Here is a 19,966-nt window from a genome sequence, read left to right on the forward strand (position 1 = left end):
TGTCGGCGCGGGGGTTGGCGACGCCGTGGGGACGGGTGCCGGAGTCGGACTGGGCTTCGACGTCGGCGAAGGCGTCGGGGTAGCGCTCGGCGTCGGGGTCGGCGTGGGGCTGGGCGTGTGGGTGGGGCTCGGCGTCGGGGTCGCCGTCGGGCTCGGGCAGGGGTGCGGGTGGTGATGGTGGTGGTGCCACCAGTCCCCGTGCCACCAGTCCCCGCCGTGGCCGCCGTCCCCGGCATGGCCCCCGTCCCCGCCGTGCTCGTCGTCCGGGCGGCCGGGCTGCTGGCGGAACCCCGTGGTGTCCGAGGGTCGTGGTGAGGCCGGTCCGGGCGCGGCCTTCGGCGTGCGGCACGGGTGGTGCCGGTGCGGGGGCCTGGCGCCCTGGTGCCGCGCGTCGGCCGTCGGGGCGACGGTGACGCCGACCTGGACGTCCACGTCGACCCCGACGTTCACGTCCCCGCCCGGCCCGACCTGCACCGACACGTCCGTCCCGGTGCAGACACACGAGTCGACGGTCGTGCCGTGCGGCTGCTCCCCGCCGTGGTGTTCGGTGCCGGACGCCGAGGCGCCGCCGACCAGGGCGCACATCGCGACCACGCCGACCGCGGCGCCGATCAGCCTGGTCCGCCGACCGGAGGCCGCACCCCCACCGCCGTCCAGCGATATCCGTCGGGACTGCCGGCGCTGCGGCATGGGCTCCACTCACCTCTCGGGTCGCCAGGGACGGGATCAGAACAGGGCGATCCGCCCGGCCCGCAGGAGGACGCGGGCAGGCGTGATCAGACGCGATCAGACGTGATGAGGCACGATCAGGCGGACGGCCCGCCTTCCGGGGGCGGGCCGTCCGTCATCAGGTCAAACGATCTTCGAGCCGGCCGGTTACGGCCCGGGCCCCTTGTCGGCCGTCCTCAGTGGCGGCGGTGCGCGATCTCGACGTTCTCCAGGACGCCGACCGCGTCCGGCACCAGGATCGCGGCCGAGTAGTAGGCGCTGACCAGGTACGAGATGATCGCCTTCTCGTCGATGCCCATGAAGCGGACGGACAGCGACGGCTGGTACTCGTCCGGGATGCCGTTCTGGTGCAGGCCGATGACGCCCTGGTTGTCCTCACCGGTACGGATCACCAGGATGGAGCTGGTGTTCTCCTTGGTGATCGGGATCTTGTTGCACGGCAGGATCGGCACCCCGCGCCAGGCCGGCACCTGCTGCCCGCCGAGGTCGACGTGGTGGGGGTACAGGCCACGGGCGTTGAACTCGCGGCCGATCGCGGCGATCGCGCGCGGGTGGGCGAGCAGGTAGTCGGGGTCGCGGCGGCGGTTGAGCAGCTCGTCCAGGTCGTCCGGGGTGGGCGGGCCGGAGTGGGTCTGGATCCGCTGGTCGAAGTCGGCGTTGTTGAGCAGGCCGAACTCCGGGTTGTTGACCAGCTCGTGCTCCTGGCGCTCGCGCAGCGCCTCGATGGTCAGCCGGAGCTGGTGCTCGACCTGGTTCATCGGCTCGTTGTACAGGTCGGCGACGCGGGTGTGGACCTTGAGGATGGTCTGCGCGACGCTCAGCTCGTACTCGCGGGGCTTGAGCTCGTAGTCCACGAAGGCGCCGGGCAGCTCGAACTCGCCGTGGTGGCCGGCCGACATGGCGATCTCGGCCTCGCCGCGCTCGTTCTGGGCCTGCTGCGGCAGGGCCAGGAACCCGAGCAGGTGCTCCTGGAGGCTCTGCGAGTTGTCCCGGATGGCGGCGAAGTCGCGGCGGGTCAGGGTGAGCGCGACGCCGGCGGTGGCGGTCGTGGCGGTGAACTCCCAGGCGGCGTCCGGGTTCAGCAGGGCGTCGTCGCCGAAGCGGTCGCCGTCGCCGGCCACGCCGACCACGGTGTCGTCGCCGTACTTGCCGGTGCCGATCTTGTTGACCTTGCCGTGCGCGATCAGGAAGATCCGGTCGGCGGCCTCGCCCTGGGTGGTGAGCACCTCGCCGGGGCCGAAGTCGCGCTGCTCGCAGCGGTCGGCGAGGGCGGTCAGCACCTCCTCGTCCTCGAAGCCGCGCAGCAGGGCGAGCTCACCCAGTTCGGCGGGGATCACCCGGACCTGGGAGCCGGTCTTGATGAACTCGACCACACCGTTGCCGACGGTGTAGGTGAGCCGTCGGTTGACACGGTAGGCGCCGCCGGCGGCCTGTACCCAGGGAAGCACCTTGAGCAGCCAGCGGGAGGTGATCTCCTGCATCTGCGGTGCGGACTTGGTCGTGGTGGCAAGGTTGCGGGCAGCGGCCGTCGTGAGGCTGGACTGCTGCGGGACCTGCGCTGTCTCCGGGCTCGTGTCCACGGGCATCGGCAGGGGTCTCCATTCATCTGGTCGGATCACGCGGTCAGGGTCGGACGGCGACGGAGTCGTCCCTGCCCACCCCGACTGATGCCATGACGGATCATCAGACACGCGTATCGATGGGGGTGTTGGCGATTCATCGCGATCACGGCCACCGTCTCCCGGCGGCCCATCGGGAACCCTAGATCACCAGCGCCCGGCCGGACCCGCGCGGAGACCGACTACCCCCCGATAGGGTGAATCTGAAGCAGTCCCATTCCGCTCGGGCCCCGGGTCGCGAGAACATCCGTTCGCCACCGCGGATCCCACACGACCGACGCCCGCCCGCGACCGCCCGCGCGCCCGAACAAAGCGGACAGGCGGCGTACCTCCCGTACGACATCGGCGGGAGCGGATCGTCAACGGGGGCGGCGAAACGGGGCAGGTCAGCTGCGCCCCGACCATGGGCACCGGCCCGCCACCGGGCTCCGGGCACGCGAACGGCCCGTCAGATGCCGGGACGGGGGCGGCCGGCACCTGACGGGGGATCGGGGATGCGCAGTGGGGGTGCGACGGGGAAGCGGCGAGGGCAGCGCCGGTCGGGCGATGCGTCAGGCGCAGGCGATCTGGCTGCCGGGGATGCCGACGATGCCGGAGTTCTTGGCCTCGCCCCCCTTGTACTCGTAGTACAGGTAGGAGTAGAAGTCGATCCTGGTCGCCGCGCCGCAGGTCGAGTCCGGCGCCACGGTGTAGGTGACCGTGAAGCTGCTGGTGGCACCGGGGGCGAGCGGCACGTTGTACCGCGCGATCCCGCCGTGGACGTTGTCGCTGCAGCCGTTGGTCTGGGTGCCGCAGGCCGTGGCGGCGAACTTGAGGCCGTTCTCCAGACTGGTCTGGTAGGTCGGCTGAACGCTCTGGTACACGAACTGGATCGGCGTGTCGTACGGGTTGCTGAGCGTCAGGGTCAGGGTGAACTCGCCGCCCCGGACGGTCGTTTGCCGGTCGGAGACGGCCGTGAAGGGCAGCGGGGTGTCGGCCTGGGCGGGTGTGGCGGAGAGGAGCAGACCGACGGCGAGGGCCGGGCACGCGGCGAGGGCGACACGGCTCAAATGTGTTCTGCGCATGACCAAGGAGCGTAGGGCGCCGTACCGGTTCCGTTGCCCCGCTCCGCCCCGGTCCGTACCGACGCACGAGTCGGGGGCGGACACCGTGGACCAGCCCGGCCGCGTTCCGCCCCCACTCCCCCGCCCGGGGCCCTATGCTTCGCCCGCCGCCCCGGACGGCCACCCGAGGCCCGTCGCCCGGCCGGCCGGCGCCGGTCCGGCCGGCCCCGGGGCCGGCCGGTTCAGGCGGGCGGCGGCAGGATGTCGCAGAGCGCGGCGAGCGCCGCCGGGTAGGCGCGGTCGGGCGGCGTGGCGTAGCCCACGACCAGGCCGTCCATGACCGGCATGGCCTCCGGGCCGATCCCCGGGTGCCGGAAGTCGGCGAGCCCGTCCAGGCCCAGGCCCCGGCGGGCGGCGGCCTGGAGCACCGCGTGCTCGGTGCCGGGCTCCAACCGCAGGACGGCGTGCAGGCCGGCCGCGACGCCGGAGACCCCGACGTGCGGGGCGCTCGCCGCCAGCGCGGCCACCAGCTGGTCGCGGCGCTCCCGGTAGCGGCGGCGCATCCGCCGCACGTGCCGGTCGTAGCCGCCGGAGTCGATCAGCTCGGCGAGGGTCAGCTGGTCCAACGCGCTGGCCCAGCCCTCGCGTTCGCCCTTGGCGGCGAGCACCCGGTCGACCAGGTGGTCCGGCAGCACCATCCAGCCGAGCCGCAGCGCCGGTGACAGGCTCTTGCTGACCGAGCCGAGGTAGACCACCCGCTCGGGGTCGAGCCCCTGGACGGCGCCGACCGGCTGGCGGTCGTAGCGGAACTCGCCGTCGTAGTCGTCCTCCAGCAGCAGGCCGCCGCGCCCGCGCGCCCAGTCGACCACGGCGGCGCGGCGGCCGGCGTGCAGCGGTCCGCCGGTCGGGAACTGGTGGGCGGGGGTGAGCAGGGCCGTCCGGACGTCCTGACGGTGCGCCAACCCGCCGAGCCGGGCGCCGTGTTCGTCGACCGGAAGGGGCACGGTGGCGACCCCGGCGGCGGCCAGCAGCCCGCGGTGGAACCCCAGCCCGTACGCCTCGACGGCCAGCGGCCCGGTCGCCTCGGGCGGCAGGGCGGGCGCCCCGCCGGCGAACAGCAGCCGCAGTGCGTGGGCGAAGCCCGAGCAGACCACGATCCGGTCCGGGTCGGTGCGCACTCCGCGGACGCGGGCCAGGTAGTCGGCGAGGGCCGTGCGCAGTTCGGGCCGTCCCTGCGGATCGCCGGGCCCGAAGGCCTCGTTGGGCGCCGCGGTCAGCGCCCGGCGGGCGGCGGCCAGCCAGGCGGTGCGCGGGAAGGACGCGGCGTCCGGCTGGCCCTGGCGCAGGTCGTGGACGGGCCCCGGCCGCAGGGAGGGCCGAGGGGACGGGCTCGGCGGGACGGGCTCGGCGCGCTCGGCGACGGCGGTGCCGGAGCCCTGACGGGCGGTCAGCCAGCCCTCCGCGACGAGTTCGGCGTACGCCTCGGCGGCGGTGTTGCGGGCCAGCCCGAGGTCGGCGGCGAGCGCACGGTACGGCGGCAACCGGGTGCCGGGGGCGAGTCGGCCGCTGCGGATCGCCTCGCGCAGGGCCGCCATCAGCGCGGCACGGCGGCCCCCGACGGCGGGGAGGTCGATGTGTAGGTCGCTGCCGGTCGGGTGGGCGGGCCCGGTGGGGTGCGCGCCCGGCGTTTCCGTCATGGTCACGCACCCTACCCGCCGCCGCCCGGCCCCCTGCCGGGCGGCCCGGCCCGCGCTACGGCACCACGGTGACCGGCCAGCGGCCCGCCTTCACCAGGCGGACGGCGACCGAGCCGATCACCCGGTGCCCGGCCTGCTCGGAGGCGCCGACCACGACGGCGTCGGCGCGCAGTTCGTCCGCGAGCTTGGCCAGCCCCGTATAGGGGTCGCCGCGCATGGTGAGGAAGCGCCATTCCACCCGCCACACCTCCTTCACGTGGTGCTCGGCCTCGCGCAGGGCGGACAGCAGCTCGTCCGCGATCTCCTGGGTGGTCTCCTCCACCGCCGCCCCGGCCAGGGCGGTGGCCGCACCCAGGATCGGCTGGACGTAGGCGACCGCGAGGGTGGCGCCCTGCCGGCGGGCCAGCCCGGCGGCGTAGGCGGTGGCGCGCCAGGAGGAGTCGGAGCCGTCCAGCCCCGCCAGGATCACCTTGGGCCCGTCCGTCCCCAGTTCGAAGCCCGCGGGGGCCGCTGCCACCCCGGGCTCCTCGGCGCCGCCGACGGCCTCCACGTCCTCTGCATCGCTCTCGTTGCTCATGGCCCCGAGGCTATGCCCGCCACCGTGCGTGAGCGGAGGGGGCCCTCCCGGTGAGGGTTGTGGCGCGGGCCACCCGGGGCGCCGGGCGGTGCGGCGATTTCGACACCGGGGGCTGGTGGGCCGTCACGCGCTGTCGATGATGTGGGCGGGCTCACAGGGCATGCGGCGTGACGCAGGCCACTTCGCCGGGTGGTTTGATCTTGCAAATGGTGGCAAATCGGTCCAAATCATGTCATTTCCTTGATCCTTACGACCGGTAACAGCCCCCTGACGTGCCTAAACCTCCAAATCCTTGAAACCGCCTCAATCGCCCCCGTACCTTCGAACTCGTTGCACCAAGCACTCCGCTCCGGTCGGCCTCACCGCCCCGGATCCGGAACGGTGCCGGACCAGGCGAGCAACGTGTCCCCCGAAACCAACGGCCTTCCGAGGGCCTGGTTCCGCACGCTCGCAGCCCCCTCCGAAAGGACCCGCATGACTTTCCGTAACGAGACTGCCGCTGCCACCACCACCGCCACCCCGAAGCGCCGCAACCGCGTCCGGATGGCTCTGATGGCCGGGGCGATCACCGCCCTGCCGGTCGCCGGCCTCGTCACGGCCACCAGCGCCTCCGCCGCGCCGGCCACCGTCTGGGACAAGGTCGCCTCCTGCGAGGCCACCGGCAACTGGGCCGTCAACTCCGGCAACGGCTTCTTCGGCGGCCTGCAGTTCACCTCCAGCACCTGGGCCGCCTTCGGCGGCACCGCGTACGCCCCGCAGGCCCACCAGGCCACCAAGGACCAGCAGATCGCCATCGGCGAGAAGGTCCTCGCCGCCCAGGGCCCCGGCGCCTGGCCGATCTGCTCCGTCAAGGCCGGTCTGGGCAAGTAGTCCCCACCCCTCGGCCCGCCTGTCCAGGGCCCCCGACGCCGCCGCACCCTCCCCGGGTGCGGCGGCGTCGTCGCGTTCCCGCCCGCTGCGGCCGACCACACGCCCGCGCAGCGCCGCACGGTGCCCGTTCCGCTCGTGCGCGAGCTTCCCCGGGGGCCCCGGCCGGGCCCCGGCGCGTACCGAGGTGGCGACGTTCCGGCCGCGAGCCGGTCACGAACCGATCCGGCGCACCGCACGGCAGGTACGGTCGGCTCGCCGGGACCGTAGGCGAATTCCACCGGGGGGATCATGCGCCGCACCTGGACCCTGCTCGTGCTCGTGGCCTCGCTCGGGCTGGCCGCCTGCGATCCGCACACCGATCCCGGCCGCACGCTGCCGCCGGACGACCGGCCCGGCTACGCGATCCCCGCACCCAGCCCGCCCCACCCGCCGATGCCCGAGCTGCGCGGCCAGACCGTCCTGGCGGCACGGGCGCTGCTGCCCCTCTGGTACCCGGTCAGCGTGCGGGACGCCGATCCGCGGGGGCGGGTCGTGGTGGTGCAGTGGGAGTGGCAGGTGTGCGGGCAGAGCCCGGCGGCCGGCGAGGTGCTGACCGGGCAGGTGATCGGCCTGACCGCGATGCGCGTCGAGGAACCCTGCCCGTAGCGCAGGCCTGACGGCCCCCAGGCCCTACGGCGTGCCCGGCCGGGGCGGGAGCGGCAGCGGGAGAGCAGGGAGGCCGTCGATGCTGGTGCCGACGTACTGCTTGCCCTCGCAGTAGGTGTTGAACTCCTCCTCGTCCTTGCGGCCGAAGTACTGCGCGTGCAGCTCGCGGTCGGCGCGGTAGTCCATCAGCGGGACGGCGAACCCGCAGGAGTCGCTGACACGTTCGGCCCGCACCAACACGATCGCCCGCAGCCCCGAGCCGTCGACGGCCGGGTCGAAGCGGCCCAACAGCCCGGCGAAGCGCGGGTCGTCGCGGAACACCGGCTCGCCCCGGCCGTGCACCCGCACCACGGTCGGCGGGCCGTCGAAGGCGCACCACATCAGCGTGATCCGGCCGTTCTCCCGCAGGTGGGCGATCGTCTCGGCGGTGGATCCGCCGAAGTCCAGGTAGGCGAGGGTGAGTTCGTCGATCACCACGAGCGTGCCGGAGCGGCCCTTGGGCGAGACGTTGACGTGCCCGTCGGTCGAGACGGGCGCGGTCGCGACGAAGTAGACGGGCTGCCGTTCGATGAACGCCCGCAGCCTGCCGTTGATGCTCTCGTACTGCTTTCCCATGCCCATCAGTGTGCGCGCATCTCGCCCGACAAAAAAGCATGATCCACTGAACGGGACGGCCGCTCCACCGGGGGCACCCGCAGGACGGCCGAACTCGGCGGCCCCGGTGCGCATTTGTCCAGGACGCCCGCTCCGCTGCGGCACGCGCCCCACCGGCCGCCGATACTGGGAACGTGACGACGGAAGCCCCCGAGACGTCCGCAGCCGCAGCCGACGAGGCCGCAGACCCGGCCGCAGACACCGACGCCGGCCTGATCGACGAAGCCGTCCGCGCCCGGCCCGCGCCCGCGCTGCGCCCGTACGTGGCCTGGTACTCCGGGTACCGACAGCGCGGCATCCCGCCCGCCCTGCACCGCGGCCTGCCGTCCCCGTACCTGACGTTCATCCTCACCCTGGACGAGCCGCTGGTGATCGCCGGGCACCCCGACCCGGCGCAGCCGCCCGGCAGCTACCCGACGCTGCTCGGCGGCCTGCACACCGGCCCGGCGCTGATCACCCACGACGGCCGGCAGTCCGGCGTGCAGATCGCCGTGCACCCGCTGGCCGCCCGGGCGCTGTTCGGGCTGCCCGCCGGCGAGTTGGCCGGGATCGACCTCCCGGCGGAGGAGGTGCTGGGGCGGCTCGGCCCGCGCCTCCAGGAGCAGTTGCAGTCCGCGCGCACCTGGTCCGAGCGCTTCGCCGCGCTGGACGGGACGCTGCTGCGGGCCGCCCGTCCGTCCGGGCTGGTGCCGCCGGAGGTCGGCTGGGCCTGGCGGGCGCTGCGGCGCAGCAACGGCGCCCTGCCGGTGGCGGCGCTGGCCCGGGAGACCGGCTGGAGCGCCCGGCACCTCCAGGAGCGGTTCCGCCGGGAGACCGGTCTGACGCCGAAGGCCGCCGCCCGGGTGATCCGCTTCGACCGGGCCCGCCATCTGCTGGCCGTCTCGCCGCCGCCCCGGCTCGGCGACCTGGCCGTCCGCTGCGGGTACTTCGACCAGGCGCACCTGGCCCGGGAGTTCCGCGCCCTGGCCGGGGCGGCGCCGAGCGTGTGGCTGGCGGCGGAGGGGCCGGAGGAGGCGAAGTTCCGAAACGTCCAAGGCGGGGCGGCTGCGGCGGCCGCAGAGTGGGAGGCGTAAGCAACACCCGAGCCCCCGAGGAGACAGCCATGGACGGCACCGCCCCCGCCCCGCAGGTCTGGCCCAGCCTGCGCGCCACCGACGCCCGGGCCCTGATCCGCTTCCTGGTCGACGCCTTCGGCTTCCAGGAGGTCGTCGCCTACGGTGAGGGCGGGTTCGTCGCCCACGCCGAACTGGCCTGGCCGGAGGGCGGCGGCGTGATGCTCGGCTCCGACCGGGAGACGCCCGAGGGCGGCGCGCCCTGCCCGGGCCGGCCGGGCGGTTTCACCGCGTACGTGGTCACCGCGGACCCGGACGCCGTGCACGACCGCGCCGTCGCCGCCGGGGCCCGGATCACCACCGCGCTCACCGAGACGGACTACGGCTCGCGCGACTTCGCCGCCGCCGACCCGGAGGGCAACCAGTGGTACTTCGGCACCTACCCCGGTGCGCCACGGCCCGCCGCCCCCGCGCGGGGCTGAGCGGCCGCCGACGCCGGTGGACCGGCTGCGCCCCCGCCGCCGCCCGGGCAGACTGGCTGCGGGGGCCACCCACAGGCCCGCCCAGGCTCCGGAGAGCACCCATGCCGCAGCTCACGGTGGACGGGCGCACCCTCGCGCTCTCCCACCTCGACAAGGTGTACTACCCGCGCACCGGCACCCTCAAGGGCGAGGTGCTGCGCTACTACGCCGCCGTGCACGGCGCCCTGCTGCCCCACCTGCGCGACCGCCCGGTCTCCTTCCTGCGCTGCCCGGACGGCGTGGAGGCCGAGGTGTTCATCGCCAAGAACCCGCCGGCCGGCACCCCGCGCTGGGTGCGCACCGTCGAGGTGCCGAGCAGCGGCGGTGGCCTGCGCCAGGTGGTCCTCGACGACGGCGCCGCACTGCTCTGGGCCGCCAACCTGGGCTGTCTGGAACTGCACGTCCCGCAGTGGCACGCGGCCGCACCCGGGCTCGCCGACCGCCTCGTCCTGGACCTCGACCCCGGCGCGGGCGCGTCCGTCCTCACCTGCCGCACCGTCGCCGTCCTGCTGCGCGAGCGGCTCGCGGCGGACGGCCTGGCGGCCTGGGTGAAGACCTCCGGCTCCAAGGGCCTGCACCTGCTGGTCCCGATCGAGCCCACCCCCAGCGCCCGGGTCTCGGCGTACGCGAAGGCGCTCGCCGCCGCCCTGGAGGGCGACCGCCCGGAGCTGGTGGTGCACACCATGGCGAAGGCCCGGCGGGCCGGCCGGGTGCTGGTCGACTGGTCGCAGAACAACGCCAGGAAGACCACCGCCGCGCCGTACACCCTCCGGGCCCGGCCGCTGCCGACGGTCTCCACCCCGCTGTCCTGGGCCGAGCTGGAGCGCGCCGGCACGGCGGACGACCTGGTGTTCACCCTCGCCGAGGTGCCGGAGCGCCTCGCCGCCCACGGCGACCTGTTCGCCCCGCTGCTGGACCCGGAGCGGGCCCGACCGCTCCCCGCCGGCCCGGCGACCCGGCAGGAGCAGACCCGCCAGGAGCAGCACCACCAGGAGCAGCCCCGCCAGGAGCTCCACCCGCCCGTCGAGGTGATGCGCCCCGCCGCCGTCACCGCCGTCCCGCCCGCCGACGGCCTGGGCGGCGCGGGCGTGCAGTACGAGCTGAAGCTGGACGGCTTCCGCTGCGTCGCCTTCGCCCGCGGCGCCCGCCCGCCCGTCCTGCAGTCCCGCACCGGCCGCGACCTCGCCCCCGAGTTCCCACCGATCGCCGCCGCCGTCGCCCGGCTGCCCGAAGGGCTGGTGCTGGACGCCGAACTCGTCGCCTGGCGGGCCGGCCGGTTCGCCTTCGGGGAACTGCTGCGCACCCGCCGGGCCCGGGCCGCCGCCCCGGACGTCGTCCTCGGCCTGATCGCCTTCGACCTGCTCGCCCTGCCGGGCCGCGACCTGCGCCGGCTGCCGCTCACCGACCGCCGCCGGCTGCTGCTCGCCGCCCTGGCCGACGTCCCGCCGCCGATCCAGCCGGTCCTGGCCACCACCGACCGGGCGGAGGCGCTGGACTGGATGACCCGCCTCGCCGACACCGGCGTCGAGGGCCTGGTCTGCAAGGCCGCCGGCTCCCCCTACCGCCCGCGCGGCGCCGGCCGCGCCTGGGTCAAGTACCGCCGCAGCGACACCCTCGACGCCACCGTCCGCGCCTTCACCGGTCCGGCCTCCCGTCCGCACGCCCTCGTCCTCGAACTCGACGACGGCCGGGTGCTCCTCAGCACCCCCCGGCTCACCCCGGTCCAGGCCCGCGAGGTCGCCGAGGCCGCCGCTCCCCTCGCCGGCCCGCCCGTCACCGACCCCGAGCACGGCCCGGTCCACCCCCTCACCGGCCCACTGCGCGCCGAACTGACCCTCACCGGCCGCCCGCCCGCCGCCGCCTTCGTCCGGCTGCGCGGCGACTGACCGCCCCCGGTGCACCTCGGGCCTCGGCTGACCCGGAGCTCCCCGTAGCAGGAGTCGGGTTCACCCCTTCCGCCGCTTCGCCGCGTGGACGAACTCGGTGACCAGGGTGTCGTTGAAGACCGGCAGGTCGGCGGGTCGGCGGCTGGTGACGAGGGGACCGGGGCCGGCGCGGCAGACGTGCACCTCCTCGTCCACCCAGTGGGCGCCGGCGTTGCGCAGGTCGGTCCGCAGGCTCGGCCAGGAGGTGAGGGTGCGGCCGCGGACGGCGTCGGCCTCGATCAGGGTCCAGGCGGCGTGGCAGATCGCGGCGACCGGGCGGCCGGAGGCGCAGTAGGCGCGGACGAAGACCACCGCGGCCTCGTCCAGCCGCAGCGCGTCGGGGCTCGCGACGCCGCCGGGCAGGACCAGGCCGTCGAAGGCGGACGGCCGCGCCTCGGCGACGAGGACGTCGACGGCGAAGGTGTCGCCCGGGGCTCGATGCCGGACGGCCTGGACGCGGCCGGGCCCGGTGGACAGCAACCGCGGGGTGCCGCCGGACTCGGCCACCGCCTGCCACGGCGAGGTCAGCTCGACCTGCTCCGCCCCGTACGGCGCGACCAGGAAGGCGATCGTCCGGCCGGTGAGCGTGGTGGACGGCCAGCCCATGGCTCAGCGCCGGTGCGGGTCGCAGGCAGAACCCAGATGGACGGCGGCGGGCGGGGTGGGGCTGAGCCGGGCGCGCGGGCAGTCCAGGTGGACGGTCAGTTCGAGGTGGTCGATCCGCGACACCAGGCCGACCGGGACGGACAGCCGGGTGCCCGCCACCCAGGGCCCGGCGTCGATCAGCAGGTGGTCCCCGGTGTCCTGTTCGACCCGGCCGAGCGGGCCGTCGGTCGCCTGCACCTCGTACCCGGTCAGGCTCAGGTCGGCGGCGTGGTGGGGGCCCGGACGGTACTCCCACAGGTCGGTGGTCATCATGCCTCCGGTTGGTCCCAGGGGCGGCGTTCGCGGCGCTCGTCCCGGTCGGGGGGTGCGGCCCGGCGTTCGCCCCGGTCCCGGCCCGCAGTCCGGTCCCGGCCCTCGCCCCGGCCCGCGGCCCGGCGGCGCAGCAGCGCCGAGGTGGCGATCGCCGCCGCCACCGAGGCCGCCCACACCAGCCCGAGGGCGGTCAGCACCGCGGTGGTCGGGGTCCGCACGCCGATGCTGAGGCAGATCGCGGACATCACCAGGGCGGTCAGCACCACCCCGGCGGACAGGCGGCGCCCGACGCCGCGCAGCACGCGCCGGGCCCGGCTCGGCGGCTTGGCGCCCATCGTGCTCAACTTCCGGTCGAGGCGCGTGTCCTGGCGCAGATCGGACTCGATCTCCTCAAGGAGCCGTCGCTCCCATCCGCTCAACGCGGGTCCGTCCATCTCGGTCACCTCCGACACTTCCGGTGACGTGCTCGCACCCGGGCGGTTGCCCGGTACGGGCAGGCGCTAACCGCTCAGGGGGCCGCCGGTTACGGCGTGTGGTGCGGCGCCGGCGGCGGCGCCCACGGGGCCGAAGGCCCGGGGACGGGCCAGCAGGCTGTCGTCCAGGACGCGCAGCAGGGCGTCGGCGTCGCGGTGGACCTCGACCGCGCCCGCCGCCCGCAGCTCGGGGCCGGCGTCCGCACCGGCCGCCAGGGCGACGCACGGCACCCCGGCCCGCCGCGCCGCCAGCACCTCGCGCACGCTGCCTGCCACCGCCACGGCGTGCGACGCCGTGCCGCCGACCAGTTCCAGCGCGGCCCGCACCGGGTCACGCCCGGGGGCGGTCACGGTCAGGGCCGGTGCCCCGCCGGGCCCGGGCCCGGTCAGCACGACCGTCCAGCCCCGGGCGGCGCACTCGCGCAGCAGTTCGGCGGAGCCGGCCGGCGCAGGGCGCCAATCGGTACCGAAGAGAGCCGCCGAGATCACCGTCATGGCCGACCGTTTCCCTTCCCGGGCCACGCACCGTACGCGCCCTTCCAGGTTAGGCCGCTCCCCCGCCGTGCGCGCAGCCTGCGGCCCACCGGTTTCCCGGCACCCGGAAGACCCGCTCGGCGGCCGGTCGGCGAACCCGGCTACCCGGCGTCCGGGTCGGTGGCGAGGCGGGCGTGGAGGTGTTCGTCGACGTAGTCGCCGTCGCCGTAGCGGTAGGAGGCCCGGGTGGTGCCCTCGTGGCGGAAGCCGCCGCGGACGGCGACGCGGCAGGAGGCCTCGTTGCCGACTCCGTGCCAGAGCTCGATGCGGCGGGCGCCGGCGGTGGCGACGGCCCAGCGGGTGACGGCGGTGGCGGCGCGGGTGGCGATGCCCCGGCCGCGGGCGGTGGGGAGCAGCCAGTAGCCGACCGTGGCGATGCCGTCCGACTGGTTGGTCCAGCCCAGGAAGGCGTTGCCGTGGAGGGTCCCGTCGAGGGCGTCGGTGATCGCGAAGGCGGCCGCGCGCCCCTCGGCCCAGCCGGTGTCGCAGCGGTCGAGGTAGGCCTCGGCGCCGGCCGGGTCGGCGATCCGCAGCGGGTTCCAGCGGGCGATCTCCGGGTCGGCCGCGGCCGCCATCAGGGCGGGGACGGTGCCGCCGGGCACGTCGAGGGCCCTGCCCCAGGGGCGCAGCGCGAAGTCGCCCAGGTCGAGGGTGGCGGGCCGCAGGACGCGCCGCTCGGCGGAGGTATCGGTGGTGCTCATCCGGCCTTCCTATCCCGCCCGCTCCGGTGCCCGCCAGCGAATTTTCCCGGCCCGGGATCCGCTCCCGCCGCCCGGTGACGTCCGGTGAGCGGGACGGCGCACGGCGGGCCCGCCGTGCGCCGTCCGGAGGGCCGGGTCAGACGATCCGGGACAGGTACCCGTTGTCGACCAGCCAGAGCACGTTCAGCTTGGCCGGGCCGCCGGGCACCAGGGCCGCGTCGAGCTGGTACTGCAGGCCCCAGCCGGGCTGGCCGAACCACGGGGCGATCGGGCCGGCGTGCACCTTGAAGGGCTTGACCACCTTGTAGTCGTGGTAGTTGCAGCCCGCCGGCGGGGTGCCGTCGAGGCTCTGCGGCGGGATGGAGCGGGTGGAGTAGGGCAGCCCCTCGGGGGCGAGGAAGGCGCCGTACTCGCTGCCGTAGCGGTCGATGTTCTGGTTCGGGTAGAGCGTGAGATCGAACTCGACCGGGGTGCCGTCGGGCAGGGTGACGTAGCCGTCGGACGGCGGGTAGATCCAGCCGCCGGCGCCGTTGTTGCCGGCCGGGTCGTAGTAGGTGGTGAGGAACTGCTGCTCGCTCAGGGAGCCGGTGCGCTGGTAGCCGACGAGTTCCCGGCCGACCCGGCCGGTGGTGGGCAGGTCGGCGGGGCCGAGCCGCTTGTCACCCTGGTAGAAGTCGGCGGAGCACTCGTCGGGGGGCGTGGCGGCCCGGGCGGAGGTGCCCGCAGTGGAGGTGCCCGCGGTGGAGGTGTCGGCCGCGGCGGCCGGGATGCTCGGGGCGATCAGGGCGGCGGCTGCGGCGAGTGGCGCGACGAGCAGGCGAAGGCGAAGGCGCACGGTGTCTCCGTCGTGAGGGGGGTCGCACGGAGGGGGCGTCCTGCTCACCCTCCGTGTCCGTTTCGGCACCAGGCAAGCGGATCAGCTGATCATCCGTCAACACGACTAGGCCGAAGGCGCACCGAATTCCCCGGTTCCGGCCAACCCCGGGACGCCGGACCGGTTCACCCGAAAGACTGAGCGGTCCGGCACCGACCCCGGCGCGCCGCACAACCGCCCGTCAGCGCCCCGGCGCGACCCGCCCGATCAGGTGGAGCAGCCGGTCGAGGGCGTCGTTGGAGTTGGGCTCGGTGAGGTTGACCATGAGCCGGAACGCCACCTTCAGCAACGCCGGGTGGCCGAGCCCGGCGGCGCCGGCCGCGCCGAGCAGCCTGGGCCGGCCGAGCAGGTCGGCGGCGAGGCGGCCGAGCGCGAAGTAGCCGGCGTAGGCGGAGCGCAGCGCCTGCGGGTAGGCGCGCAGGGCCAGTTCGCGGCCGCGGTCGGTGCGCCGGGCGAGGGCCTGGACGATGGTCTCGGCGGCGTAGCGGCCGGATTCCATCGCGTAGGCGATGCCTTCGCCGGTACCGGGGCTGACCGTGCCGCCGGCGTCACCGATGAGCAACAGGCCGTCGGCGTAGTGGGGTTGGCGGTTGAGGCCCATCGGGAGGGCGGAGCCGCGGACGGGCTCGGTGACGGCGTCGGGGGTGTAGCCGTACGCGGGCGGCAGGCTGTCGCACCAGCGGCGGAGCAGGTCGCGCCAGTCGAGGTCGACGTGGGCGGTGTCGAGGACGCCGAGGCCGACGTTGGCGGTGCCGTCGCCCATGCCGAACACCCAGGCGTAGCCGGGCAGCAGGCGGCGGGCGGGGTCGCCCGGGTCGCGCAGGTCGAGCCAGGCCTCCAGGTAGCGGTCCTGGTGGCGGGGGGTGGTGAAGTAGGTGCGGTAGGCGACGCCCATGGCGCGGTCGGTGCGGCGGTAGCGCTTCATCGCGACGGAGAGGCGGGTGGAGTTGCCGTCGGCGGCAACCACGACCGGCGCCTGGTAGCTGACGGGCCGGCGCTCGTCGCCGAGCTTCGCGGTGACGCCGGTGATCCGGCCGCTCCGCTCGTCCACCAACGGGCCTGCCACGTTGGCCCGTTCGATCAGCCGGGCGCCGGCCGAGGCGGCCCGGCGGGCGAGCAGTTCGTCGAAGTCGGCGCGCCGGCGGACGAGTCCGTGGCCGGGGTAGGCGGACAGCTCGGGCCAGTCGAACTCCAGCGCGCGCCGGCCGGAGATCAGCCGCAGCCCCTGGTTGTGCAGCCAGCCGGCCTGCTCGGAGACGTCGATGCCGAGGTCGGTCAACTGCTTGACGGCGCGCGGGGTGAGGCCGTCGCCGCAGACCTTCTCGCGCGGGAACGCGGACTTCTCCAGCAGCAGGACGTCCAGGCCGGTGCGGGCGAGGTGGTAGGCGGCGGTGGAGCCGGCCGGGCCGGCGCCGACCACGATGACGTCGGCGTCCTCCTCGGTCCGGGCGGGCCGGGGGGCCCGGCCGCCGTCTGCGGGCACCTGCTGCTCTGGGCCGGGCATCACGCACTCCCACGGGGTCGGATCGGCTGCGGGCCCGACGGGGCCGCAGGGGGCCCCGGACGGACTCGGACAGGGTCATTCGGACGGGGCCATTCGGACACGGCCGGACTCGGCGGTCCGAGACGGACGATAGAGAACCACGGCACCCGCCCGCCGCCCCGACACGCGGGCCCGCCCCGATGACCGGTCAATACCGGCCACCGGGGCGGGCGCGCGGTCACCCGCCGGTTCGGAGCCCGCCGTTGACCACCGCGCCGGACACGGCGCCCGGCCCGTCGGCGGGCCGCCGTCCGGCACGCTCCCCCGGGAGACCACGGAGCCCCTGCCTCCGACGGCGGTGTCGGAGGCAGGGGCTCTGGGGAACTGCTGCGGCGGCGTCAGGGGTTGAGCGCCAGCACCACGTAGGCGGCCAGCACGGCGAGGTGCACGGCGCCCTGGAGCGGGGTGGCCCGGCGCGGGATGACCGTCAGGGTGCCGAGCACGATGGTCAGGGTCAGCAGCACCATGTGCGCCGGGCCGAGGCCGAGGACGAGCGGGCCGGAGAGCCAGGAGGAGGCGATCGCGACGGCCGGGATGGTCAGGCCGATGCTGGCGAGCGCCGAGCCGAGGGCCAGGTTGAGGCTGGTCTGCACCCGGTTGCGCAGGGCCGCGCGCAGCGCCGCGATGGTCTCCGGCAGCAGGACGAGCAGGGCGATCACGACGCCGACGACGGAGTGCGGCAGTCCGGCGTCGTCCACGGCGTGCTCGATGGTCGGCGAGACGCCCTTGGCGAGACCGACCACGGAGACCAGGGCCACGCCGAGCAGCAGCAGGCTGATCCAGGCGGCCTTGGCAGTCGGCGGCGCGGCGTGGTCCTCCTCGTCGAGCACCCGGCCCTCGGGGGTGACCGGCAGGAAGTAGTCCCGGTGCCGGAAGGTCAGGGTGGTCACGAACAGCCCGTACAGCACGATCGAGGCGGTGGCCGCGAAGACCAGCTGGGTGGTGGAGAACTGCGGGCCCGGGGAGCTGGTGGTGAAGGTCGGCAGCACCAGGCTGAGGGTGGCGAGGGTGCCGATGCAGGCGAGCGCGGCGCCGGTGCCCTCGGCGTTGAAGACGGCGGTCCGGTACTTGATCGCGGCGACCAGGATGGACAGGCCGAGGATGCCGTTGCAGGTGATCATCACGGCGGCGAACACGGTGTCCCGGGCCAGGGTGGCGGACTTGGAGCCGCCGTCGGCCATCAGCGTCACGATCAGCGCGACCTCGATCACGGTGACCGCCACCGCGAGCACGAGCGATCCGAAGGGTTCCCCGACCCGGTGTGCGATCACCTCGGCATGGTGCACGGCGGCGAGCACGGCGCCGGCCAGGAAGCAGGCGACGACGCCCACCACCCAACCGGGCAGGTCCCGGTGCCAGGTCAGGGCGAGGACGACGAACGACACCACCGGAACGACGACGGTCCATTGCGCGGTGGCCGCGCGGAGCTTCGTGATCATGCCGCCGAGCATCCCAGACCGGGGCCCGCCCACCCGGCTGACCGCGCCGGGATACGTAGGGATGTGGTACAACTCATCCCGTTTTGCCCGCTCACCCGCCGTAGTCGGCTAGGTACCGGAGCACCTTGTCGACGTGCGGGCGGACCCGTTCCGGGACACCTTCGGCGGCCGCCACCGTCTTGTCGCTGGTCCGGTAGGCGGCGGTGACCAGGGCCGGCAGGTCGCGGGTGAAGCCCCGGTGCTTGAGCTGCTGGTCCAGCCAGCAGACGTAGTTGCCCATCGCGGCGATCGCGTCGCCCGGGTCCAGGTAGGACTTGGGGCCGTCGTGGGCCGCGGCCTTCGCCCAGGCGTCGAAGACGGCGGGCGTCCACATGGCGATGCCGTACTCGCCGGTCTCCGGGCGGGCCGCGTTCGGGTCGAAGCCGCTCTCGGCCTTGAGCATCGCGGCCAGCAGCACCGGGGTGATCTCGGGCTCGGGGCAGCGCCGGGCGGCGTCCTCGATCATGCCGCGGTAGGCCACCGGGACGTCGGAGCCGGCCGGGATCGCGCCGGGCAGCGGGGGCGCGGCCGGGTGGGCGGCCGGGTGGGCGGCCGACCCCGCGGCGGGTACTGCGGCGCCTTGCTCCGCGGCCTCCGGCTCGGGGGCCCCGGTCAGGACGAGGACGGTGGCGGCGCAGGCCAGCAGGCCGGTGGCGGCCCGCAGGGCGGCGCCGCGGCGGCAGGCCGGACGCGCGACGGCCCGGGCGACCAGCGCGGCGAGGTCGGTGCGGGCCCGCTCCTCCCGCCCGGGGGCCAGGCAGGCGGTGACCACGGCCCGCCAGGGCCCGGGCAGCGCCTCGTCCAGCCGCAGCGGCGCCGCGCCGCGCGCGTACGCCTGGGCGGCCAGCGAGCGGGCCCGGGCGGTGGCGCCGAGGAACGGGTGCAGGCCGCCGGTGAGCACCTGGTGGGCGATCACCCCGAAGGCCCAGATGTCGGCGCTGGGGCGCACCGCGACGCCGCGCGCGCCGGTGCGCTCGGACCACCACTCGGGCGGGACGTGGTCGGGCGAGCCGAGCGGCGGCGCGTAGGCGTGGGTGCCCTCCAGTTCGGCGGTGAGGCCGAAGTCCGCGATCTTGGCGGTGCCGTCGGACATCAGCAGGATGTTGGCCGGTTTGAGATCCCCGTGCACCCAGCCGCCCCGGTGCATGTGGGTGAGCCCGGCGCAGACCTCGGCGAGGACGCGTTCGGCACCGGGCACCGGGGCGCCGGGGCGGGCGGCGGCGAGGACGTCCTGGAGGCTGCGGGCGGCGCGTTCCATCACCAGGGCGACGGCGCCGTCCAGGCCGGGGTGGGCCGGGTCGTCGACGACCGTCACGGCGAGGGTGCGGATCAGGTGGGGGTGGTCCGCGCGGCGGCTGAAGCGCATCTCGCTGCGGGCGACCTCCGTCATGGTCCGGCGCTGGCCGGGGCTGAGCCGGACGGGGCTGAGCAGTTTGACGGCGGCCGGGGTGCCGTCGGGGCCTTCGGCCGCGTACACGCTGCCCCAGGCACCGGCCCCGAGGTAGGCGCCGGTGCGGTAGCCCGCGAGCCGGTAGCCGGCCGGCACCTCGAACTGCCGCTCCGGCAGGGGCTGGTCCTTCTCCGGCACCCGCTGCTCGGACGCCGGCTCGTCGGGTACCGGCTCGTCGGGTACCGGCTCGACGGGTACCGGCTCGACGGGTACCGGCTCGACGGGTACCGGCTCGACGGGTACCGGCTCGACGGGTACCGGTTCTACGGGCGGCTGCCCGTCGGGCGGCTGGCCGGCGGGCCTCACGGTCGGGCGACCGGGCGCCGGGGCGGGAGCAGGGCCAGGTGCTCCTCCCGGACGAGGTCGAACTTCAGTGCCAGGGCCGCGAGTTCCTCGCGCTTGCCGCCGCCGGGTCCGTCCTCGTACGGCTCGCGCAGCCGCAGCTTCGTCCACACCAGGTAGTCGATGTGGTAGTTGACCGCCGAGCGGGTCAGCCCGTGGCAGGAGGGCAGGGCGCGCAGCCGGGCCAGCACGTCCGTCACGCCGGGGACGACGGCGGCGGAGGGCGAGCGCAGCCGGGGCTCGCAGAGCGCGAGCAGCACCAGGAAGTACTTGGCGGTCGGGTCGAGGGCGAACGGGCTGACGGTGAGTTCCCCCTCGACG

The 19,966-nt window shown here is 75.3% G+C and carries 19 protein-coding genes and 3 pseudogenes; 6 read left to right on the top strand and 16 right to left on the bottom strand.

Features of this window, described 5'->3' with window-relative positions; translation table 11 throughout:
* The 5 genes and pseudogenes from ACFVX9_RS18730 to ACFVX9_RS18750 all read right to left on the bottom strand — a co-directional run.
* Nucleotides 1-690, bottom strand: a pseudogene (locus ACFVX9_RS18730) (hypothetical protein); the annotation flags it as partial.
* A gap of 215 nt (nt 691-905) precedes the next feature.
* The gene (locus tag ACFVX9_RS18735) at nt 906-2,315 is read right to left on the bottom strand and encodes a family 2B encapsulin nanocompartment shell protein (protein ID WP_380377025.1); all 1,410 of its coding nucleotides are present in this window, start codon (nt 2,313-2,315) and stop codon (nt 906-908) included.
* Between the two features lie 584 nt (nt 2,316-2,899).
* On the bottom strand, nt 2,900-3,412 hold the full coding sequence (locus tag ACFVX9_RS18740) for a hypothetical protein (protein ID WP_063350618.1): 513 nt from the start codon (nt 3,410-3,412) through the stop codon (nt 2,900-2,902).
* Between the two features lie 221 nt (nt 3,413-3,633).
* Nucleotides 3,634-5,088, bottom strand: a complete 1,455-nt coding sequence (locus ACFVX9_RS18745) for a PLP-dependent aminotransferase family protein (RefSeq protein ID WP_387982571.1) — start codon at nt 5,086-5,088, stop codon at nt 3,634-3,636.
* A gap of 55 nt (nt 5,089-5,143) precedes the next feature.
* A complete protein-coding gene (locus ACFVX9_RS18750; protein ID WP_363377458.1) occupies nt 5,144-5,665 on the bottom strand; it encodes a universal stress protein in 522 nt (173 codons plus the stop codon).
* Between the two features lie 474 nt (nt 5,666-6,139).
* Here ACFVX9_RS18750 and ACFVX9_RS18755 point away from each other — a divergent pair, with 474 nt between their 5' ends.
* Both ACFVX9_RS18755 and ACFVX9_RS18760 read left to right on the top strand, forming a co-directional pair.
* Complete coding sequence (locus ACFVX9_RS18755; protein WP_063350615.1) at nt 6,140-6,535, top strand: transglycosylase family protein; 396 nt, start codon at nt 6,140-6,142, stop codon at nt 6,533-6,535.
* A gap of 288 nt (nt 6,536-6,823) precedes the next feature.
* Nucleotides 6,824-7,180: a hypothetical protein gene (locus tag ACFVX9_RS18760; RefSeq protein ID WP_363377459.1), complete on the top strand. Its 357-nt coding sequence runs from the start codon at nt 6,824-6,826 to the stop codon at nt 7,178-7,180.
* Nucleotides 7,181-7,204: 24 nt separating this feature from the next.
* Here ACFVX9_RS18760 and ACFVX9_RS18765 read toward each other — a convergent pair whose 3' ends face one another.
* Nucleotides 7,205-7,795 (bottom strand): pyridoxamine 5'-phosphate oxidase family protein, encoded by a 591-nt coding sequence (locus tag ACFVX9_RS18765; RefSeq protein ID WP_380377034.1) that lies wholly within the window; start codon nt 7,793-7,795, stop codon nt 7,205-7,207.
* A 173-nt stretch (nt 7,796-7,968) separates the two neighbouring features.
* Here ACFVX9_RS18765 and ACFVX9_RS18770 point away from each other — a divergent pair, with 173 nt between their 5' ends.
* From ACFVX9_RS18770 to ACFVX9_RS18785, 4 genes and pseudogenes are all read left to right on the top strand, one after another.
* Nucleotides 7,969-8,907 carry a helix-turn-helix domain-containing protein gene (locus ACFVX9_RS18770; protein ID WP_387982574.1) on the top strand — a complete coding sequence of 313 codons (939 nt, stop codon included), beginning with the start codon at nt 7,969-7,971 and terminating at the stop codon, nt 8,905-8,907.
* A gap of 29 nt (nt 8,908-8,936) precedes the next feature.
* Nucleotides 8,937-9,368, top strand: a complete 432-nt coding sequence (locus ACFVX9_RS18775; protein ID WP_363377462.1) for a VOC family protein — start codon at nt 8,937-8,939, stop codon at nt 9,366-9,368.
* A 101-nt stretch (nt 9,369-9,469) separates the two neighbouring features.
* Nucleotides 9,470-10,348: pseudogene (gene ligD, locus ACFVX9_RS18780) on the top strand (non-homologous end-joining DNA ligase); the annotation flags it as partial.
* A 90-nt stretch (nt 10,349-10,438) separates the two neighbouring features.
* Nucleotides 10,439-11,293 (top strand): DNA ligase, encoded by an 855-nt coding sequence (locus tag ACFVX9_RS18785; protein ID WP_380377090.1) that lies wholly within the window; start codon nt 10,439-10,441, stop codon nt 11,291-11,293.
* Between the two features lie 60 nt (nt 11,294-11,353).
* On the opposite strand, the gene ACFVX9_RS18790 is transcribed toward ACFVX9_RS18785, so the two are convergent.
* From ACFVX9_RS18790 to ACFVX9_RS18835, 10 genes and pseudogenes are all read right to left on the bottom strand, one after another.
* Entirely contained in the window at nt 11,354-11,938 is a 585-nt protein-coding gene (locus tag ACFVX9_RS18790) for a type 1 glutamine amidotransferase domain-containing protein (protein ID WP_380377041.1), read from the bottom strand.
* A gap of 3 nt (nt 11,939-11,941) precedes the next feature.
* Nucleotides 11,942-12,250: a PRC-barrel domain containing protein gene (locus tag ACFVX9_RS18795; RefSeq protein WP_387982577.1), complete on the bottom strand. Its 309-nt coding sequence runs from the start codon at nt 12,248-12,250 to the stop codon at nt 11,942-11,944.
* Nucleotides 12,247-12,684 (bottom strand): hypothetical protein, encoded by a 438-nt coding sequence (locus tag ACFVX9_RS18800; protein WP_387982579.1) that lies wholly within the window; start codon nt 12,682-12,684, stop codon nt 12,247-12,249. The genes ACFVX9_RS18795 and ACFVX9_RS18800 overlap by 4 nt, the downstream gene beginning before the upstream one ends.
* A gap of 66 nt (nt 12,685-12,750) precedes the next feature.
* Nucleotides 12,751-13,218: an HAD family hydrolase gene (locus tag ACFVX9_RS18805; protein ID WP_387982581.1), complete on the bottom strand. Its 468-nt coding sequence runs from the start codon at nt 13,216-13,218 to the stop codon at nt 12,751-12,753.
* A 140-nt stretch (nt 13,219-13,358) separates the two neighbouring features.
* Nucleotides 13,359-13,958: a GNAT family N-acetyltransferase gene (locus ACFVX9_RS18810; protein ID WP_380377050.1), complete on the bottom strand. Its 600-nt coding sequence runs from the start codon at nt 13,956-13,958 to the stop codon at nt 13,359-13,361.
* Nucleotides 13,959-14,094: 136 nt separating this feature from the next.
* A complete protein-coding gene (locus ACFVX9_RS18815; RefSeq protein WP_380377051.1) occupies nt 14,095-14,793 on the bottom strand; it encodes a TNT domain-containing protein in 699 nt (232 codons plus the stop codon).
* Between the two features lie 220 nt (nt 14,794-15,013).
* Entirely contained in the window at nt 15,014-16,336 is a 1,323-nt protein-coding gene (locus ACFVX9_RS18820; RefSeq protein ID WP_063350605.1) for a geranylgeranyl reductase family protein, read from the bottom strand.
* Nucleotides 16,337-16,713: 377 nt separating this feature from the next.
* Nucleotides 16,714-17,814 (bottom strand): calcium:proton antiporter, encoded by a 1,101-nt coding sequence (locus ACFVX9_RS18825; RefSeq protein ID WP_063351661.1) that lies wholly within the window; start codon nt 17,812-17,814, stop codon nt 16,714-16,716.
* Between the two features lie 91 nt (nt 17,815-17,905).
* On the bottom strand, nt 17,906-19,609 hold the full coding sequence (locus ACFVX9_RS18830; RefSeq protein ID WP_387982584.1) for a serine/threonine-protein kinase: 1,704 nt from the start codon (nt 19,607-19,609) through the stop codon (nt 17,906-17,908).
* Nucleotides 19,606-19,966 (bottom strand): annotated as a pseudogene (locus tag ACFVX9_RS18835) (serine/threonine protein kinase); the annotation flags it as partial. The gene ACFVX9_RS18830 and the pseudogene ACFVX9_RS18835, both read right to left, overlap by 4 nt.

The sequence above is a fragment of the Kitasatospora sp. NPDC058243 genome, from assembly GCF_042882025.1.
GTDB lineage: Bacteria > Actinomycetota > Actinomycetes > Streptomycetales > Streptomycetaceae > Kitasatospora.

What these genes read in the sequence shown, in the direction of transcription:
- ACFVX9_RS18735 (WP_380377025.1), bottom strand. Translation starts at nt 2,315, where the DNA reads ATGCCCGTGGACACGAGCCCGGAGACAGCGCAGGTCCCGCAGCAGTCC.
- ACFVX9_RS18740 (WP_063350618.1), bottom strand. Translation starts at nt 3,412, where the DNA reads ATGCGCAGAACACATTTGAGCCGTGTCGCCCTCGCCGCGTGCCCGGCC.
- ACFVX9_RS18745 (WP_387982571.1), bottom strand. Translation starts at nt 5,088, where the DNA reads ATGACGGAAACGCCGGGCGCGCACCCCACCGGGCCCGCCCACCCGACC.
- ACFVX9_RS18750 (WP_363377458.1), bottom strand. Translation starts at nt 5,665, where the DNA reads ATGAGCAACGAGAGCGATGCAGAGGACGTGGAGGCCGTCGGCGGCGCC.
- ACFVX9_RS18755 (WP_063350615.1), top strand. Translation starts at nt 6,140, where the DNA reads ATGACTTTCCGTAACGAGACTGCCGCTGCCACCACCACCGCCACCCCG.
- ACFVX9_RS18760 (WP_363377459.1), top strand. Translation starts at nt 6,824, where the DNA reads ATGCGCCGCACCTGGACCCTGCTCGTGCTCGTGGCCTCGCTCGGGCTG.
- ACFVX9_RS18765 (WP_380377034.1), bottom strand. Translation starts at nt 7,795, where the DNA reads ATGGGAAAGCAGTACGAGAGCATCAACGGCAGGCTGCGGGCGTTCATC.
- ACFVX9_RS18775 (WP_363377462.1), top strand. Translation starts at nt 8,937, where the DNA reads ATGGACGGCACCGCCCCCGCCCCGCAGGTCTGGCCCAGCCTGCGCGCC.
- ACFVX9_RS18785 (WP_380377090.1), top strand. Translation starts at nt 10,439, where the DNA reads ATGCGCCCCGCCGCCGTCACCGCCGTCCCGCCCGCCGACGGCCTGGGC.
- ACFVX9_RS18790 (WP_380377041.1), bottom strand. Translation starts at nt 11,938, where the DNA reads ATGGGCTGGCCGTCCACCACGCTCACCGGCCGGACGATCGCCTTCCTG.
- ACFVX9_RS18795 (WP_387982577.1), bottom strand. Translation starts at nt 12,250, where the DNA reads ATGATGACCACCGACCTGTGGGAGTACCGTCCGGGCCCCCACCACGCC.
- ACFVX9_RS18800 (WP_387982579.1), bottom strand. Translation starts at nt 12,684, where the DNA reads ATGGACGGACCCGCGTTGAGCGGATGGGAGCGACGGCTCCTTGAGGAG.
- ACFVX9_RS18805 (WP_387982581.1), bottom strand. Translation starts at nt 13,218, where the DNA reads ATGACGGTGATCTCGGCGGCTCTCTTCGGTACCGATTGGCGCCCTGCG.
- ACFVX9_RS18810 (WP_380377050.1), bottom strand. Translation starts at nt 13,958, where the DNA reads ATGAGCACCACCGATACCTCCGCCGAGCGGCGCGTCCTGCGGCCCGCC.
- ACFVX9_RS18820 (WP_063350605.1), bottom strand. Translation starts at nt 16,336, where the DNA reads ATGCCCGGCCCAGAGCAGCAGGTGCCCGCAGACGGCGGCCGGGCCCCC.
- ACFVX9_RS18825 (WP_063351661.1), bottom strand. Translation starts at nt 17,814, where the DNA reads ATGATCACGAAGCTCCGCGCGGCCACCGCGCAATGGACCGTCGTCGTT.